At 69.4% G+C, this 16,688-nt stretch carries 16 protein-coding genes; 7 read left to right on the top strand and 9 right to left on the bottom strand.

Annotation, left to right across the window (positions count from 1 at the left end; translation table 11 throughout):
- Positions 1–204: 204 nt before the first annotated feature.
- Positions 205–1,695, top strand: coding sequence for a globin domain-containing protein (locus tag AC5DRG_RS26735; protein WP_491801984.1), 1,491 nt, complete (start codon positions 205–207; stop codon positions 1,693–1,695).
- 15 nt (positions 1,696–1,710) lie between these two features.
- On the opposite strand, the gene AC5DRG_RS26730 is transcribed toward AC5DRG_RS26735, so the two are convergent.
- The 5 genes from AC5DRG_RS26730 to AC5DRG_RS26710 all read right to left on the bottom strand — a co-directional run bounded on the left by AC5DRG_RS26730 (position 1,711) and on the right by AC5DRG_RS26710 (position 5,489).
- Positions 1,711–2,193: an NUDIX domain-containing protein gene (locus tag AC5DRG_RS26730; protein WP_491801983.1), complete on the bottom strand. Its 483-nt coding sequence runs from the start codon at positions 2,191–2,193 to the stop codon at positions 1,711–1,713.
- 142 nt (positions 2,194–2,335) lie between these two features.
- Entirely contained in the window at positions 2,336–3,241 is a 906-nt protein-coding gene (locus AC5DRG_RS26725; RefSeq protein ID WP_491801982.1) for a LysR family transcriptional regulator, read from the bottom strand.
- 226 nt (positions 3,242–3,467) lie between these two features.
- Positions 3,468–4,616, bottom strand: a complete 1,149-nt coding sequence (locus tag AC5DRG_RS26720) for a cystathionine gamma-lyase (protein ID WP_491801981.1) — start codon at positions 4,614–4,616, stop codon at positions 3,468–3,470.
- Positions 4,613–5,104 carry a low molecular weight protein-tyrosine-phosphatase gene (locus AC5DRG_RS26715; RefSeq protein WP_491801980.1) on the bottom strand — a complete coding sequence of 164 codons (492 nt, stop codon included), beginning with the start codon at positions 5,102–5,104 and terminating at the stop codon, positions 4,613–4,615. Before AC5DRG_RS26715 ends, AC5DRG_RS26720 begins: the two co-directional genes overlap by 4 nt.
- A 7-nt stretch (positions 5,105–5,111) precedes the next feature.
- Positions 5,112–5,489: a phage holin family protein gene (locus tag AC5DRG_RS26710; protein WP_491801979.1), complete on the bottom strand. Its 378-nt coding sequence runs from the start codon at positions 5,487–5,489 to the stop codon at positions 5,112–5,114.
- A 58-nt stretch (positions 5,490–5,547) separates the two neighbouring features.
- Between AC5DRG_RS26710 and AC5DRG_RS26705 the strand changes: the two genes are divergently transcribed.
- The 4 genes from AC5DRG_RS26705 to AC5DRG_RS26690 all read left to right on the top strand — a co-directional run bounded on the left by AC5DRG_RS26705 (position 5,548) and on the right by AC5DRG_RS26690 (position 7,896).
- Positions 5,548–5,865, top strand: a complete 318-nt coding sequence (locus tag AC5DRG_RS26705) for a cupin domain-containing protein (RefSeq protein WP_491813166.1) — start codon at positions 5,548–5,550, stop codon at positions 5,863–5,865.
- Positions 5,866–6,041: 176 nt separating this feature from the next.
- The gene (locus AC5DRG_RS26700; protein ID WP_491801978.1) at positions 6,042–6,254 is read left to right on the top strand and encodes a DUF5326 family protein; all 213 of its coding nucleotides are present in this window, start codon (positions 6,042–6,044) and stop codon (positions 6,252–6,254) included.
- A gap of 196 nt (positions 6,255–6,450) precedes the next feature.
- Positions 6,451–7,359: an IclR family transcriptional regulator gene (locus AC5DRG_RS26695; RefSeq protein ID WP_491801977.1), complete on the top strand. Its 909-nt coding sequence runs from the start codon at positions 6,451–6,453 to the stop codon at positions 7,357–7,359.
- Positions 7,360–7,458: 99 nt separating this feature from the next.
- Positions 7,459–7,896 (top strand): SsgA family sporulation/cell division regulator, encoded by a 438-nt coding sequence (locus tag AC5DRG_RS26690; protein WP_491801976.1) that lies wholly within the window; start codon positions 7,459–7,461, stop codon positions 7,894–7,896.
- A gap of 174 nt (positions 7,897–8,070) precedes the next feature.
- Here AC5DRG_RS26690 and AC5DRG_RS26685 read toward each other — a convergent pair whose 3' ends face one another.
- Positions 8,071–9,531: a YibE/F family protein gene (locus tag AC5DRG_RS26685; protein ID WP_491801975.1), complete on the bottom strand. Its 1,461-nt coding sequence runs from the start codon at positions 9,529–9,531 to the stop codon at positions 8,071–8,073.
- 241 nt (positions 9,532–9,772) lie between these two features.
- Here AC5DRG_RS26685 and thiC point away from each other — a divergent pair, with 241 nt between their 5' ends.
- Complete coding sequence (gene thiC / locus AC5DRG_RS26680; protein WP_491801974.1) at positions 9,773–11,548, top strand: phosphomethylpyrimidine synthase ThiC; 1,776 nt, start codon at positions 9,773–9,775, stop codon at positions 11,546–11,548.
- Positions 11,549–11,618: 70 nt separating this feature from the next.
- Here thiC and AC5DRG_RS26675 read toward each other — a convergent pair whose 3' ends face one another.
- The 3 genes from AC5DRG_RS26675 to AC5DRG_RS26665 form a co-directional block, all read right to left on the bottom strand.
- A complete protein-coding gene (locus tag AC5DRG_RS26675) occupies positions 11,619–12,485 on the bottom strand; it encodes a hypothetical protein (RefSeq protein ID WP_491801973.1) in 867 nt (288 codons plus the stop codon).
- Positions 12,486–12,667: 182 nt separating this feature from the next.
- Complete coding sequence (locus AC5DRG_RS26670) at positions 12,668–13,765, bottom strand: metallophosphoesterase (RefSeq protein WP_491801972.1); 1,098 nt, start codon at positions 13,763–13,765, stop codon at positions 12,668–12,670.
- Between the two features lie 284 nt (positions 13,766–14,049).
- A complete protein-coding gene (locus AC5DRG_RS26665) occupies positions 14,050–15,162 on the bottom strand; it encodes a LacI family DNA-binding transcriptional regulator (protein WP_491801971.1) in 1,113 nt (370 codons plus the stop codon).
- A gap of 407 nt (positions 15,163–15,569) precedes the next feature.
- Between AC5DRG_RS26665 and hisC the strand changes: the two genes are divergently transcribed.
- Complete coding sequence (gene hisC / locus AC5DRG_RS26660) at positions 15,570–16,649, top strand: histidinol-phosphate transaminase (RefSeq protein ID WP_491801970.1); 1,080 nt, start codon at positions 15,570–15,572, stop codon at positions 16,647–16,649.
- Positions 16,650–16,688: the final 39 nt, after the last annotated feature.

Raw genomic sequence — 16,688 nt, 5'->3', positions numbered from 1 at the left:
GAGGATGGGATGCTGCGGGAGAGCACTGCGGCCAATGTCACACTCTCGCCTACTTGTCCGTACAGAGCCGGAATCCGGGTTGAATGTGGCCGTATTGGCCGATGAATCGAACGGGGAAAGCAAACAGTCTGCGGGGGAAAGCAGGCATCTTCCGACCGAGGAAGTGCGCAGACCGACCGAAAGATGTTCGAGGCGAGGCACACCATGGACGCTCCGACCACCATGTCGGCCGACAACGGCACTTCCGGCGGCGGAGGAAGCGGCTGGTTCACGCCGCGAAAGCAGCCCGAGACGCCTCCGGGCGGCGAGCGGGAGACGGCCGAGGGCCGCCGTCCGGCCGTGCTGCGACCCGTCGGCAGGCCCAGGAGGGCGGCCGCCGCGAACCCCACCGATCCCACCGCCCCGCAGACCCCGGATGCCACCGCACCGGACCAGGAGCGAATACCCCCGGCCGCGCCGCCCGCCCCAGCACCCGCCTCCCCACCCGCACTCGCACCGGCCCACCCCCGTCCTCCCGAGGAGCCCGGTCCCGCTCGCGAGGAGCGCGTTCCTGCCCAACGGCCCGCCCCCGCCGAGAGCGCGTCCCCGGACGCCATTCTCATCCGCCGGACCATGGCCGAGGTCGGTCCCGTGGCTGACAAGGTCACCTCGTACTTCTACGCACTGCTCTTCGTCCGCCACCCCGAACTGCGGTCGCTGTTCCCGGCGGCGATGGACACCCAGCGCGACCGGCTGCTGAAGGCCCTGCTCACCGCAGCCGAGCACATCGACAACACCGAGGTCCTGGTCGCGTATCTGCAGAACCTCGGCCGAGGCCACCGCAAGTACGGCACGAGAGCCGAGCACTACCCGGCTGTCGGCGAGTGCCTCATCGGCGCGCTGAGCCGGTACGCCTCCGCCATCTGGGACCCGGAACTGGAAGCGGCCTGGGTGCGGGCGTACACGACGATCTCCCAGGTCATGATCGACGCGGCCGCCGCGGACGAACTGCGCGCCCCGGCCTGGTGGCACGCGCAGATCGTCACACACGACCTGAGGACCCCGGACGTCGCCGTCATCACTCTCCGCCCCGACCAGCCCTATCCGTTCCTCGCCGGGCAGTACACGAGCCTGGAGACACCGTGGTGGCCGCGGATCTGGCGGCACTACTCCTTCGCTTCGGCGCCCCGCTCCGACGGGCTGCTGTCGCTCCATGTGAAGGCCGTCCCGGCGGGTTGGGTCTCGAACGCCCTGGTGCACCGCGCCCGCCCCGGCGACATCATCCGCCTCGGCCCGCCAGCCGGCTCGATGACCGTCGACCACACCACCGACAGCGGGCTGCTCTGCCTGGGCGGCGGCACCGGCATAGCGCCCATCAAGGCCCTGGTCGAGGATGTCGCCGAGCACGGCGAGCGGCGGCCGGTCGAGGTCTTCTACGGCGCCCGCACCGATCACGACCTCTACGACATCGACACGATGCTCAGACTCCAGCAGAGCCACCCCTGGCTCTCGGTCCGCGCGATCGTCGACGAGCAGGCGCACCTCCAGCTCCCCGACGCCATACGCGCGTACGGGCCATGGATCGAGTACGACGCCTATCTCTCGGGCCCGCCCGGAATGATCCGCAGCGGAGTGGACGCCCTGCGGGACATCGGCATCCCGACGGAGCGCATACGCCACGACTCCGTCGAGGAACTCGTCGCCGCCGGAGACTGACCTCGGATCGGGGTATCAGCCCAGATCCGGGGCGTGCATGGCACGTACGCCCTCGATGTTGCCGTCCAGATAGTGCCGCAGCGACAGCGGTACGAGATGGACGGAGGCGATCCCGACGCGGGTGAACGGCACTCGTACGATCTCGTACTCGCCGGCGGGCTCGTCCACCTCGGGGCCGTGCCGCAGGGACGTGTCCATGGACTCCAGGTGGCACACGAAGAAGTGCTGCACCTTCACGCCGGTCGCGCCGCCGTCCTCGCCGATGTGCTCGACGGTGTCCACGAAGCAGGGCACCACGTCGGTGATCTTGGCGCCGAGCTCCTCGTACACCTCTCGGTGCAGGGCATCGACGACGGTCGTGTCCTCGGGTTCGACCCCGCCACCGGGCGTGACCCAGTAGGGATCGACACCGGGCTTGGTGCGCTTGATCAGGATCAGGGCGTCGCCGTCGAGCAGAACGGCACGGGCGGTGCGCTTGACCACGGGTCGGACGGTCATGGGAGAAATGTGGCCCGGCTGGTTCCACGTGAAACATCGCGAGACGTCACCGGTCGAGCTCAGGGCGTGACAGCCGGCCGAATCCCTTGGAAAAACGCCGAGTTCGCCGGTGGACCTGGAGGAACCGGAGGAGAAACCGGACTCAGCCCCAGTCGGAGGCCGCCCGCAGCAGCCATTCATGGGCGCGCGTGATGTGCGGCATCGCCAGAGTGCCGGTACGCACCACCAAGAAGTACGTCCGCAACGGCGGCACCGCGGGATCGTGCAGGGCGACGACGTCACCGCGCTCCAGCGCGGCCGCGCACAGATAACGGGGCAGCACCGCCAGCCCGGCGCCCGCACTCGCGCAGGCGAGGACCGCGCGCAGGTCGGGGACGATCACCGTGCCCGAGGCCGCGGGGCGGGAGTCGAAGACGGAGGCCCAGTACCGGGAGACGAAGGGCAGCGACTCGTGGACCTCGACCACGGGAAGGTTCTCCAGGGCGTGCGCTCCCTTGCGGAGCGGCTTCCCTTCGTTGATCTCCTCGGCCCAGCGCGGGGCGGCGACCAGGACGTGCACCTCGTCGCAGAGCGGAGTCGCGGTGAGCAGGGCGCCGCGCGGACGGGCCGTACAGATGGCCAGATCATGATGTCCCGCGGCCAGCCCCTCCAGGATCTCCTCCGCGTTCCCGAAGGAGGCGCGCAGGGCGAACCCCTGGCCGTCCTCGCCGGTCAGCTCGGTGAGCGCGGGCAGCGCTCGCTCGGCGATGAACTCGGGAGGCCCTGCGAGATGGAGCGTCCGCAGGGAGGACTCGTCGTCGAGACCGGTCTCGGCGATCTCCACGAGCGCGTCGAGATGCGGAGCGGCTTTGTGTGCCAGCTCGTCGCCGATCGTCGTGGGGGTCACTCCACGGGCCTGTCGCAGGAACAGAGGGCGGCCCAATTGCCGCTCCAGCGTGCGGATCTGGGAGGTGACGGCCGGCTGCGAGAGGCCGAGCAGGGCGGCGGCGCGGGTGAAGGAACCGGCCCGGTGCACGGTCACGAAGGTGCGCAGCAAGGCCAGATCCATGACGCGCCCTCCCCTTCCCTGCCCTTGTCCCGGCCCCGGGCAGGGCCCAACTATAAATAAGTCGATAGGTCTCTGTCGCTACTGTGATTGGACACTGACACAGAGTCAACTAGCCTTGTTCGCGCGGTTCTTCGCGCGCAGAACCGGGACGGTCCGAGCCACGAGGGGGGAGGCTCGGACCGTCCGTTGTACGTAGTCGGACACCCGCCGACGCCGCGTAAGGCCGTCACTCCGCCGACTCGTCCAGCGCACGCAGCACATCCGCCACCAGGTCCTCGGGGTCCTCAGCGCCGACCGAGAAGCGGATGAAGCCCTCAGGCACCGCGTCTCCGCCCCAGCGCCCACGCCGTTCGGCCGTGGACCGCACACCGCCGAAACTCGTGGCGTCGTCCACCAGCCGCAGCGCGTCGAGGAAACGGTCGGCACGCGCGCGTGTGGGGAGCGTGAACGACACCACGCACCCGTAGCGCCGCATCTGCTGCGAAGCGACCTTGTGCGAGGGGTCGTCGGGCAGCCCCGGGTAGCGCAGCCCGGTCACCTCCGGCCGCTCGCGCAGGGCCTCGGCGAGGGTCAGCGCGCTCGCGTCCTGTCGGTCGACGCGCAAATGGAGCGTGGCGATCGAACGGTGCGCGAGCCAGGCCTCCATGGGCCCGGGGATGGCCCCGGCGATCTTGCGCCAGCGGCGTACGGCGACCATGGCGTCGGCGTCGCGGCCGGTGACGCAGCCGAGCAGGATGTCGCCGTGCCCCGTGAGCTGTTTGGTGCCGCTCGCCACGGAGAAGTCGGCGCCCAGCTCCAGCGGGCGCTGCCCGAGCGGGGTCGCGAGCGTGTTGTCGACGGCGACCACGGCGCCACGCGCGTGTGCCGCCTCGGCGAGCCGCCGGATGTCGCACACGTCGAGTCCGGGGTTCGACGGGGTCTCGATCCACAGCAGCTTCGCCCCGTCGAGAACGTCGAGCTGCGCATCGCCGCCGGTCGGCGCGGTGCGCACCTCGATGCCGTACGCCTCCAGCTGGGCGCCTACCAGGGGCAGCAGGTTGTAGCCGTCGCTGGGCAGCACGACCGCGTCCCCGGCGCGCAGCTGGGAGAAGAGCACCGCGGAGATGGCGGCCATACCGGAGGCGAAGACGAGCGTCTCGACGCCGTCCTGTCCGGGCGCCTCCAGCTCGCGGACGGCCCGCTCCAGATGCGTCCAGGTCGGGTTGTCGTCGCGCCCGTAGGCGTACGGGCCCGTCGCCTCGCCCGGCAGATGGTAGTGAGCGGCGAACACCGGCCCGGGCAGGGTCGGTTCGTGCTTGACCGGTTCGGGCAGCCCGGCCCGCACCGCGCGCGTGCCGTCACCGGTGGCGCCGCCGCTCGTAGCGGAATCACTCATGCCGCCTGTCCCTCCACTTGTTCACGCACCTCGGCGAGCAGACCCGTGCTCGCCGCCTCCACCATCTCAAGGCACTCCTCGAAGCCGTCCAGAGCGCCGTAGTACGGATCCGGTACGTCCACGTCGTCGCCGGCGGCAGGGTCGTAGGAGCGGAGCAGCCGGACCTTCTCCGCGTCCTGCGGAGAAGGTGCGAGGCGGCGCAGCGCCCTGAGGTGGCCGGAGTCGAGGGCGATGACGAGGTCGAGCCGGGAGAACCACGACGACTGGAACTGGCGGGCCGTGTGGCCGCCGTCGTAGCCGTGCTCCTCCAGGACGGCGACGGTTCGCGGGTCGGCACCGTCGCCCTCGTGCCAGCCGCCTGTACCGGCGCTGTCGACCTCCACCCGGTCGTCGAGCCCCGCCTCCGCCACGCGCGCGCGGAAGACGGACTCGGCTATCGGGGAGCGGCAGATGTTGCCGGTACAGACGAAGCAGACGCGATAGGTCATGGAGTGCTCAGTCCCCGTCGGGCAGCACGACGTTGAGCGCCCAGGACACGATCGAGATGATCAGACCGCCCACGACCGCGGTCCAGAAGCCCTCGACGTGGAAACTCAGGTCGAGGGCGTCGGCCAGCCACGAGGTCAGCAGCAGCATCAGCGCGTTGATGATCAGGGTGATCAGGCCGAGCGTCAGGATGAACAGCGGGAAGGTCAGCAGCTGCACGATCGGCTTGACCAGGAAGTTCACCAGGCCGAAGACCAGGGCGACCAGGAGAAGCGTGCCGATCTTCTTGCCCGTGCTGTCACCGGTCAGGGTGATCTTGTCGAGCAGCCACACGGCGACGGCCAGGGCGCCCGCGTTGGCCAGTGTCTTGACTACGAAATTCTTCATGTGTCTGATCGTGGCAGAAGAGATCGGATACGAGCAGTGGGGCTGGGGCGACAGAACGATGAAGGCATTCCGGCTGGACGAACTGGAGACGGAGCGTGCCGCCAACGACGGCGCCTACCTGCAGTTCCTGCGCGAGAAGAACATGTCGGTCGGCCTGTACGCGCTCAACGCGGGCGAGCACGACCCGCAGCAGCCGCACAACCAGGACGAGGTGTACTTCGTCGTGAGCGGCCGCGCCGCGATCACCGTCGGCCTGGAGACCACCCAGGTGGCACGCGGCAGCGTCGTGTACGTGCCGGCCGGCGTCGCCCACAAGTTCCACCACATCAGCGAGGACCTGAGGGTCATGGTGGTCTTCTCTCCGCCCGAGAGCTGACCTTCCGTCTCGGGGTTCCCTAGGGGATCAGTCAGGGGAGGACAAGGGATGCGAGGGCCCCGCCCGGCCCCCTCGCGGCTCTAGCATCGAGTGCAGGACATCAATGGACCCGGGACGGACGACCGAGGGCACAGGCCCCGGCACGGGCAACGGGCGGAGAGGTAAGGACGAGGGCGATGCGAGAGATCTTCACGGGACTTCCGTGGTGGGTGAAGTGGGTCGCGGTGCCTGTCATCGCCCTGGTGGTGTTCGGCGGGCTGATAGCCACCGTCGTCGGATTCGTGATCGGCCTGCTCTTCAAGCTGCTGGTCTTCGTCGCGCTGGTCGGCGGACTGGTCTACGTCGTACGGAAGTTCACGTCGAGCTCCTCCTCACGCAGCGACTGGTGAGCATGCCGGGAGCCGGTGGCCGGTAACAGGAACCACCGGTTCCCTCGGGCGAGGGAAGTTTTCCGTACGGACCGTATGCGAGCGGTGGCAGACGGTTAGAGTCCGGAATTCGACGCGGGGGCGACCCCGCGAGCGGCGTACACCCCCTCCCGTGTTCCTCCGCACGGGCTGCCCCCTCGCGCTTCGGGAGTACCCCTTGGCCACGACTGACACCGCACCCGCAGTCCCGCACTCACCCCTGGCGCAGCCGCACGCGACGGCGCCCCCGGGACGCGCGCGTTCGACGACGCTCCCCATCCAGCCGAACTCCGCGGCCCCCCCGGGGCAACAGCGACCCGCGGCACCGCCGGGGCAGCACTCCGCGACCCTCATCGGCTCCGTGCAGCGGGCGATGCGCCTCCTGGAAGCGGTCGCCGCGCACGAGTACGGAGCCCCCGCGAAGCAGCTCGCCCGCGAGACCGGCCTGGCGCTCCCCACGGCGTACCACCTGCTGCGCACCCTCGCGCACGAGGGCTATCTGCGGCGCGAGAAGGGGCTGTTCTTCCTCGGCGAGGCGGCCGAGCGGCTGAGCGGCAGTGGAGCCGAGCAGAAACGTCGCAGCACGATCGTCGACGCGCTCGCACACTGGCGCGATCTGATCGGCGTACCCATCTACTACGCGATCTACCGCGACGGCGAGATCCAGGTCATGTGCGTCTCCGACTCCCCGGGCGCTCCGGCGGTCGAGGAATGGGCCGACTTCCGCGAGACCGCGCACGCGCACGCGATCGGACAGTGCCTGCTGTCCCAGCTCGACGAGGACGCCCGCCGGGACCACCTCGACCGCTACCCCGCGCAATCCATCACCCCGTACACCGTGCGCGACAACCACACCCTGCTGCGGCGCCTCGAACGGGCGCGGCGGATGGACCCGGTGATCGAGCGTCAGGAGTACGCGCTGGGGACGGTCTGTGCGGCGATTCCGATCACGGTGGGTGACACGGCCGCGACCATGGCCATTTCCCTGTCCGTGCAGCAGGCCGACCGGTTGCTGCCCGCGGCCCTGCAACTGCAACGAGAAGTAGGGAAGCTGCTGGGGTCACTCTCGATCTCTATCAGCATCTGAAAACTCACTCCTTGTGATCTCGCGAGCACGTTAAGCAAGATTCCATCAGTGTCAGAGGGATCATTCCCGGCCAGTCGACGGCAAGTGACGAGGTAGGCGATGCGCGAGTCTGTACAGGCAGAGGTCATGATGAGCTTTCTCGTCTCCGAGGAGCTCTCCTTCCGCATCCCGGTGGAGCTGCGCTACGAGACCGGTGATCCGTACGCCGTGCGGCTGACCTTCCATCTCCCCGGCGACGCCCCGGTGACCTGGGCGTTCGGGCGCGAGCTGCTGATCGACGGCGTGGGCCGGGCGTGCGGGGACGGGGACGTGCGGATCTCGCCGGCCGCTCCGGAGTCGCTGGGCGAGGTGCTGATCCGGCTTCAGGTGGGCAGCGACCAGGCGCTGTTCCGCTCCTCGACGCCACCGCTCGTGGCCTTCCTCGACCGCACCGACAAGCTGGTGCCGCTGGGCCAGGAGGGCGCGCACGCCGACTTCGACGCCCATCTCGACGAAGCCCTGGACCGCATCCTGGCGGAGGAACAGAGCGCCGGCTGAAGCCCTACGGCGATGCGGGCGGCGGAACGCTTCAGCGGCGGCCTGGAGCCGCGCAGGAACGCTTCTCCACAAGGGGGCGGGCGTGCCTGAGCGAGTCCGGCGAAGTCCGGTGAGGTTCACCGAAGTCCGGCGAGGTGCGGCAGCGCCCGCACTCCCCGCGGGGCGCGGAGCACATCAGTGCTTGCGCCGTCGGCCCTTCCCGCCGCGGGCCGGTGTCGGCCCGGCACCGGCGGGCACCTGACCGGCCCCCGCCAACGCCGCATCCGGGCCCGGCCGGTCCGCCGAAACCACCAGGGCCGCGAGCACGGTGGTGACCGGCACCGACGCCACCAGGCCGATCGATCCCACCAGTGTGCGCACGATCTCCTCGGCGACCAGCTCGCTGTTGGCGACCGTGCCCACGCTGCTCTCCGCGATCGAGAAGAGCAGCAGCAGCGGCAGCGCGGCGCCCGCGTACGCGAGGACCAGCGTGTTGACGACGGACGCGATGTGGTCGCGGCCGATCCGGATGCCGGCGCGGTACAGCCCGCGCCAGCCCATCGTCGGATTGGCCTCGTGCAGCTCCCATACCGCCGAGGTCTGGGTGACCGTCACATCGTCGAGGACACCGAGCGAACCGATGATGACGCCGGCGAGCAGCAGACCGCTCATGTCGATCGACGGATACAGGCCGTGGATCAGACCGGTGTTGTCGTCCGTGTTCCCGGTGAGGGCCGCCCAGTCGATGAACCCCGAGCCCAGGATGCCGATCAGCAGCAGCGAGAGCAGGGTGCCGATCACCGCCACCGACGTACGGGCCGAGAGGCCGTGGCACATGTAGAGGGCGATCAGCATGATGGCGCTCGCCCCGACCACCGCCACGATCAGCGGATTCGAGCCTTGCAGGATCGCGGGCAGGATGAAGAAGTTCAGGATGAGGAAGCTGATGGCCAGCGCGACCAGCGCCATGACTCCCCGGATCCGCCCGACGACCACCACGGCGAGCGCGAAGATACCGGCGAGCAGGGCCATCGGCAGCCTGCGGTTCACGTCGGTGACCGAGTACTGCAGATCCTTCGGCGCGGAGGGCTCGTAGGCGACCACGACCTTCTCGCCCTCGTGTAGCTGCCGTGACTGGTCGGGCTGCACGATCTCCGTGAACGTACGGCCCTTGTCGTCACCGGTGTCGACCCGGATCGTCGCCTTCTTGCAGGTGCCATCTTCCTCCTGCTGCGCGGAGGAGCCCTCCGCGGTGGAGGTGTCACCGGTCGCGCTGTCTCCCGAGGCGTTCACCGACTTGCAGCTCACGCTCACGACCTTGGTGACCGTGGCCTGCTGCGTCTGCCGGTCGAAGCCGACCCCCGTGCGCTCGTGCGCGGGGGCACCGCCCGGCCAGAGCACCGCGAGCCCGACCACGACGGCCGCTCCGAACGGGATGAGCACCGCCGCGATGACCTTGCGCAGATGCTTGGAGACGGGGGCGGCCGGCCCATGGCTGTGCGAATGGCCGTGCCCGCCACCGGAGCCGTGCCCCCCGCCGGACCCATGGCCACCATCGGATCCGTGAGCGCCGTCCCCATGTCTGTCGCCGCCCTCGGAGCCGTGCCGGTGGGGCGGCTCGGGCGGGGGGAACGAGGGACGCTGTGTCGTGGTCACCGCCCGATCATCGCAAGAACGGCGAGGGCGCACTGTTCACCGCGCCACAAATGACGCTAGCGTGGAGACACCTTTGCACACGCGGGAGCTCGGAGCACCGGGCTGAGAGGGCGCTGACCTCCGTAGATGCGATGTTTCACGTGGAACAAGTGATGTTTCACATGAAACATCGGCAGACGGAAACCGCTGCGTCGACCGATGAACCTGTTACCGGGTAATGCCGGCGTAGGGAGTAGGTCTCATGACCATCAAGGACGCACGCACGCCTGCCTCCGCACAGAACGGGGAGGCCGGGAAGTCCATCGGCTGGCACAAGGGGTACGTCGGGGGCACGCGCCCCGATCTGCGGGTGCCCGTCCGTCAGGTGCACCTCACCAACGGGCAGTCGGTCACGCTGTACGACACCTCCGGCCCGTACACCGATCCGCTCGTCGACACCGATGTCCGCCGGGGTCTGGCGCCGCTGCGGGAGAACTGGATCGTCGCCCGCGGCGACACCGAGGAGTACGCGGGCCGTCCCGTCCGCCCCGAGGACGACGGGATCAAGCACACTTCGCCGCGTGGCGGGCTGCGCAACCTGGACGCGGTCTTCCCCGGACGGCCGCGCCAGCCGCGTCGCAGCCGTGACGGTGAGGCGGTCACACAACTCGCGTACGCGCGCCGCGGCGAGGTCACGCCCGAGATGGAGTTCGTGGCCGTCAGGGAGAACGTTTCGCCCGAGGTGGTCCGCGAGGAGATCGCCGCGGGCAGGGCCGTTCTGCCGGCCAACGTGAACCACCCGGAGATCGAGCCGATGATCATCGGCAAGCGGTTCCTGGTGAAGGTCAACGCCAACATCGGCAACTCCGCGGTCACTTCCTCCATCGAGGAGGAGGTCGAGAAGATGACCTGGGCGACCCGCTGGGGCGCCGACACGGTCATGGACCTGTCCACCGGCCGCAACATCCACACCACCCGCGAGTGGGTGTTGCGCAACTCCCCTGTCCCCATCGGCACGGTGCCGCTCTACCAGGCCCTCGAAAAGGTCGACGGCAGGGCCGAGGAACTGACCTGGGAGATCTACAAGGACACGGTCGTCGAGCAGGCAGAGCAGGGCGTGGACTACATGACGGTCCACGCGGGCGTCCGCCTCCCGTTCGTGCCACTCACCGCCAACCGCAAGACGGGCATCGTCTCGCGCGGCGGCTCGATCATGGCCGCGTGGTGCCTCGCGCACCACCAGGAGAGCTTCTTGTACGAGAACTTCGAGGAGCTCTGCGAGATCCTCGCCGCCTACGACGTCACGTACTCGCTCGGCGACGGTCTGCGGCCCGGTTCGATCGCGGACGCCAACGACGAGGCGCAGTTCGCGGAGTTGCGCACGCTCGGGGAACTCAACCGGATCGCGAAGCGTTTCAATGTTCAGACGATGATCGAGGGCCCGGGACATGTCCCGATGCACAAGATCAAGGAGAACATCGACCTTCAGCAGGAGATCTGTGATGAAGCTCCGTTCTATACGCTCGGCCCGCTGACGACGGACGTCGCGCCGGCGTACGACCACATCACCTCCGGCATCGGTGCCGCGATGATCGCCTGGTGGGGCACGGCCATGCTCTGCTATGTCACGCCCAAGGAGCACTTGGGCCTGCCCAACCGTGACGACGTCAAGACCGGCGTCATCACCTACAAGATCGCCGCCCATGCAGCCGACCTCGCCAAGGGGCACCCAGGTGCACAGGAGTGGGATGACGCGCTGTCCGACGCCCGCTTCGAGTTCCGGTGGGAGGACCAGTTCAACCTCGCCCTGGACCCGGACACGGCACGCGAGTTCCACGACGAGACCCTCCCTGCCGAGCCCGCCAAGACGGCCCACTTCTGCTCGATGTGCGGGCCGAAATTCTGTTCGATGAAGATCTCCCAGGACATCCGCCGCGAACACGGCGGGACCCGGGCGGAGATCGAGGAGGGTATGGCCCAGAAGTCGCAGGAGTTCGCGGCGGCGGGGAACAGGGTGTATCTGCCGATCGCGGACTGAGATCCGCGGGAGGCATGGGTAGCCCGGCGGTCGGCTTGCGCTCCCCGGGGCGGGGGCGCAAGCCGAGGGGCTACTCCGGCTGGTGTTCTGGCCCCCCGAAGTCCGGGCTGGTGTAGTCCGGGCTGGTGAAGCTCGGGCGGGGGCCCGCTGCGGGGCCGTCGTCCGGGCTGCTGAAACCGGGGCGGCCGTAGCCGAGGTTCGGCATGCGGCTGGTCGGCGTCGGTGTCGGCGTGCGGTGCAGCGCCGGCGTGCCGGGGTCGGCCAGTGCATCCCGTAGGAACGGCAGGATGCCGCGCTCCAGCAGTGCCTCGCGCCAGGCTTCCCTGGCCCGGGCCACCTCCCCGCTCAACTCGCCGTAGGGCCCGGTTTCGAGCGAGGGCCTGTTGCGCAGGGCGGTGATGAGCAGGCAGACAGCAGCGACCAGGATCGCGGCCGCGGCCATGGCGCCGAACACCCACCCCGTGGTGAGCATGGTCCGGGCGAACGCCTGCTCGGGGTCGAGCATCCTCAGGATGTAACCCACGAGCAGGAAGATCGCCGCGGCGGTGCCGGCGAGGACGGGTGTCAGGACGGCGACGACGGCGACGGCACCCGCGCCCGTGGTCTCGACGGCCTCACCCATGGTGGCGGCGAGCCCCGCCGCGCTCGCGTTCGGCTCCGAGGAGCCGGGTTCGCGGGCGGAGGACGGGGTGGACGGCGCCGGGTGGCGCAGTTCCTCGCGGACCTTCACATAGTGCTGGTACTCGGTCGCCGCGGCCGCCGTGATGATCGCGGTGGCGTTCAGCGCCATGGTGCGCAGCTGTTCCGGGTTGAGCCGCTTACCGACAGCGGCCAGTTCCGGGCGGTTTGGGGCGGAGCGCAGCGCCTCGTCGAGGATCCGCTCGTACTCCTGGCGGTCCTCGCTGTGCAGGTGCTGCGGAACGCTGTTCATGTGCATCCCCCGATGCTCCGTAGGGCTTGGGGCTCGCATGACGACGAGCCGTCGGGCAGAAACGGAGGGGAGCCTGCTACGGATAAGCCGATGGTAGAGCGGCGACGGCACGCGGTGACAGGGGGTTTGCAGAAATTGGCCCCTGGCCAGCACGATCCTTCGTCGGGGAGCGTCTGCCCAGTGAACGTTCAGATATCCAGAGGAAGTTGCTGGACCAGCAGCTTTCCGGCCATGGTCACGCCGCCGTCCATCGCGATGGCGAGCCCGTCGGCGTAGACATGGGGTCCTGCGACCACGGGACCCCCGGCGTCCTCGCCGTCCTCCGAGCCGACTTCGCCCAGCAGATAGGGAATCGGGCTGTGGCCGTGAACGATCCGGGTGCCGCCGTACGTATCGAGCAGGGAGCGCACATGGTCGGCGCCGCCCTCGTCGCGGAAGGAGAAGCGCTTGGTGAACTTGCGGAACAGGTCCCACACCTCGTCCGCGTCGTTGCGCGTGAGGGTCTCGCGGACGGTGTCGTTGACCGCCTCGATCGAGTCGCCGTAGTCGAGATAGGCGGTGGTGTCGGAGTGGACGAGCAGATGCCCGTCGACCTCCTCGACGGCGTCGAGGCGGGCCATCCACTGGAGGTGGTGGTCCTGGAGGCGGTCCATGTCGGTCTTCTGGCCGCCGTTGAGCAGCCAGGCCGCCTGGAAGGTGGCGGTGCCCGCGCCGGAGTTGACGGGGGTGTCGCCGAACCGCTTGGCGCCGAGCACCAGCAGCTCGTGGTTGCCCATCAGGGCCTTGCAGTAGCCGCCGGCCGCGGCGGCCTCGGCGGACAGCCGCATCACGAGGTCGATGACGCCGATGCCGTCGGGGCCGCGGTCGGTGAAGTCGCCGAGGAACCAGAGCCGGGCGGTGCCCGCGCACCAGTTGCCCCCGGCGTCGATCAGCCCCTTCTCCTGCAGGGCGGCCACCAGTTCGTCGAGATACCCGTGCACGTCGCCGACGACGAACAGCGGGCCGGGGCCTTCCTCGGACTGCGCGGCCGGTCCGGACTCCGGGTCGACGGCCACCTCGAGCGTGTCACCCCGGCTGATGACGGGCAGGTCGCGCTGGGTCGGGGTGTACCCCTCCGGGAGGTCGGCCGGGTCCTCCACGGGTCTGGCCACCTCGCCGGGGTGCGTGCTCTGGCTGTACGGGCCGGCCTCATGGACGTACGCGGGTACGCGGAAGTCGCGCAACGCCGCTGTCCCCATCGCCTCGGGTCCCTGACCGGCCCCCTGAGTCATCGACCCCTCCACCATCACGCCGCATCTGCACCGCATCGGACTGCCTGGTCGCAGCGGCCCGCGGTGTCGTGGGCCCATCATAGGAATGCGGATCGCGCCGTGTGATGACCCAGGGGTGGTGAATCAGAGCAAGAGTCCAGTTCATCGCGGCATTCGCCCCGATTGGGTCGGGCTTTGTCCACCGGGCGATCGTCAGGATCTCTCCGGGAACTCTCAGGCTTCGGCCGACGGCCAACCATTGACCCCTCCACGCCGAGCCCGAGGGCGGGCCCGGCGCGGACGTTCGCCCCGGATCCGGACTACCCCTTTTCGGGCGACCGCGGCGGACTGACGGTCGTACGCGGCGGGCGTCGCTGGGACGAGGTACGCACGATCAGTTCGGTCGGTATCACCTGCTCGACCGGCTGGTCCGATTCGACTCCCTCGATGGCGTCGATGAGGAGCTGGACGACCGCCGTGCCGATGCGGCGCGGCTTCAGGGAGAGCGTGGTGATGGGCGGCTCGGTGTTGGCGTACACGGTGGACTCGCTGCAGCAGACGAGCAGCAGGTCCTCCGGGACGCGCAGCCCGTAGCGGCGGGCGGCGGCGAGCAGGTCGGTGCCGTTCGGGTCGAAGAGGCCGTAGACGGCGTCCGGACGGTCGGGGCGGGCCAGCAGCCGGTCGGCGGCGACGGCACCCGCGCACGGGTCGTGGGCCGGGTAGGCCTCGTAGACCGGGTCCTGGCCGACGCGCTCGCACCAGCGCAGGTACGCGGTGGTCGACAGATGGGTGTAGGTGTCCGTCGTAGTGCCCGTGAGCAGGCCGATCCGGCGGGCGCCCGCGTCGGCCAGGTGGTCGAGGATGCCCAGGACCGCGGCCTCGTGGTCGTTGTCCACCCAGGCGGTCACCGGGAGCGAGCCGGCCGGGCGGCCGTCGGAGACGACCGGTAAGCCCTGCCGGACCAGTTCGCTGACCACCGGGTCGTGGTCGGACGGGTCGATGACGACCGTGCCGTCCAGGGCGACGTTCGACCACACGTCGTGGCGCGAGGTCGCGGGCAGGATGACAAGGGCGTAGCCGCGGGCGAGCGCGGCCGACGTGGCGGCGCGGGCCATCTCGGCGAAGTACGCGAACTCGGTGAAGGTGAAAGGTTCATCCCCGTATGTCGTCACGGTCAGGCCGATGAGGCCCGACTTGCCGGTACGGAGCGTGCGGGCCGCGGCCGAGGGGCGATAGCCCAGTCGGTCGGCGACTTCGCGGACATGGCGTCGGGTGGCGTCCGGGAGCCGCCCCTTGCCGTTGAGGGCGTCGGAGACGGTCGTGATCGAGACCCCGGCGGCGGCGGCTACGTCTCTGATGCCCGCTCGGCCCGGCCGGTTGCCTCGGCGGGTGGTCTCCGCGCGGCTCACCTGGTGCTTCCCTGCTGCTGTCATGGCGAGCCGATAGTAGGGCTCATGCGGTGGGGTAGTGCGGACGCATATGCACTCGTTGACAGGCACGTTTCTGCAAGGTCATTTACTGCTAACTGCCGTAGAAATAAAGGAAGTTGAACGATGCAATGGCATTGCCTGACTTGTCGGCGCGCACAAGCCTGCCAAGTCGCCGATGTTTCGAAGAGGTCTCAACTCACCTGCACGGGTGATGCGCGCCAGGGCGTGAGCCACCGGCGCATAGATATATGTGCGGCGCGCCCCCGGTTCGTACGCCTTCATACGGTGTTGCCCCTGATGCGCATGTGACGGATGAGGTCGGTCCTCTCCTGTACGCAGCCGCGCCGAATCCTCATAGGGTGAGGAGCATTGGAAGCCGGGAGCCGGTGGTGGTCACGAGGAGGACTGCGGTGAGCGAGACGAACCCCAAGCTGCGCGCGGAGCTGGAGGGAATCCCCACCTACAAGCCGGGCAGGCCCGCCGCGGCCGGCGGACCGGTGGCGTACAAGCTGTCCTCCAACGAGAACCCGTATCCGCCGCTGCCCGGCGTGATGGAGAGCGTGACGGCGGCGGCCGACTCCTTCAACCGGTATCCCGACATGGCGTGCACGGGCCTGATGAACGAGCTGGCCGATCGTTTCGCCGTGCCGGTCTCCCACCTGGCCACCGGCACCGGCTCGGTCGGCGTCGCCCAACAGCTGGTCCAGGCGACCAGCGGACCCGGCGACGAGGTCGTCTATGCCTGGCGGTCCTTCGAGGCGTACCCGATCATCACGCAGGTCAGCGGTGCCACGTCCGTGCAGGTGCCGCTGACGCCGGGCGATGTGCACGACCTCGACGCGATGGCGGACGCGATCACCGACCGGACCCGGTTGATCTTCGTCTGCAACCCCAACAACCCGACGGGCACGGTCGTGCGGCGGGCCGAGCTGGAGCGGTTCCTGGACCGGGTGCCCGGCGATGTGCTGGTCGTGCTGGACGAGGCGTACCGCGAGTTCAACCGTGATGTCGAGGTGCCGGACGGTGTGGCGCTGTATCGCGACCGGCCGAACGTCTGTGTCCTGCGGACGTTCTCCAAGGCGTACGGCCTCGCGGGTCTGCGCGTCGGCTTCGCGATCGCCCATGAGCCGGTCGCGGCGGCGCTGCGCAAGACGGCGGTGCCCTTCGGTGTGAGTCAGCTCGCACAGGACGCGGCGGTCGCCTCGCTGCGTGCCGAGGACGAACTGCTCGGCCGTGTCGGCTCGCTGGTGGGCGAGCGCAACCGTGTGGTCGACACGCTGCGCGCCCAGGGCTGGACCGTGCCCGAGACCCAGGCCAACTTCGTCTGGCTGCGGCTGGGGGAGCACACGGTCGGCTTCGCGGCGGCGTGCGAGCAGGCGGGCGTGGTGGTCCGGCCGTTCCCGGGCGAGGGTGTTCGGGTGACGATCGGGGAGACCGAGGCGAACGACATCCTCCTGAAGGTGGCGGAAGGGTTCCGCAAGGAGCTGTAGAGCCTCTTCGACGCCATAGGCCGACCGGTCCCTCCCTGG

This window comes from Streptomyces sp. JLBG701 (assembly GCF_058544905.1).
This window is presented reverse-complemented; position numbering and strand designations above follow the sequence as displayed.

Bases quoted from the DNA above. Each gene is read 5' to 3' on its own strand.
- AC5DRG_RS26715 (WP_491801980.1), bottom strand. From the start codon at position 5,104: ATGACCTATCGCGTCTGCTTCGTCTGTACCGGCAACATCTGCCGCTCC.
- AC5DRG_RS26705 (WP_491813166.1), top strand. From the start codon at position 5,548: ATGAAGGCATTCCGGCTGGACGAACTGGAGACGGAGCGTGCCGCCAAC.
- AC5DRG_RS26690 (WP_491801976.1), top strand. From the start codon at position 7,459: ATGCGCGAGTCTGTACAGGCAGAGGTCATGATGAGCTTTCTCGTCTCC.
- thiC (WP_491801974.1), top strand. From the start codon at position 9,773: ATGACCATCAAGGACGCACGCACGCCTGCCTCCGCACAGAACGGGGAG.
- AC5DRG_RS26720 (WP_491801981.1), bottom strand. From the start codon at position 4,616: ATGAGTGATTCCGCTACGAGCGGCGGCGCCACCGGTGACGGCACGCGC.
- AC5DRG_RS26710 (WP_491801979.1), bottom strand. From the start codon at position 5,489: ATGAAGAATTTCGTAGTCAAGACACTGGCCAACGCGGGCGCCCTGGCC.
- AC5DRG_RS26735 (WP_491801984.1), top strand. From the start codon at position 205: ATGGACGCTCCGACCACCATGTCGGCCGACAACGGCACTTCCGGCGGC.
- AC5DRG_RS26665 (WP_491801971.1), bottom strand. From the start codon at position 15,162: ATGACAGCAGCAGGGAAGCACCAGGTGAGCCGCGCGGAGACCACCCGC.
- AC5DRG_RS26700 (WP_491801978.1), top strand. From the start codon at position 6,042: ATGCGAGAGATCTTCACGGGACTTCCGTGGTGGGTGAAGTGGGTCGCG.
- AC5DRG_RS26675 (WP_491801973.1), bottom strand. From the start codon at position 12,485: ATGCACATGAACAGCGTTCCGCAGCACCTGCACAGCGAGGACCGCCAG.
- AC5DRG_RS26725 (WP_491801982.1), bottom strand. From the start codon at position 3,241: ATGGATCTGGCCTTGCTGCGCACCTTCGTGACCGTGCACCGGGCCGGT.
- AC5DRG_RS26730 (WP_491801983.1), bottom strand. From the start codon at position 2,193: ATGACCGTCCGACCCGTGGTCAAGCGCACCGCCCGTGCCGTTCTGCTC.
- AC5DRG_RS26670 (WP_491801972.1), bottom strand. From the start codon at position 13,765: ATGGTGGAGGGGTCGATGACTCAGGGGGCCGGTCAGGGACCCGAGGCG.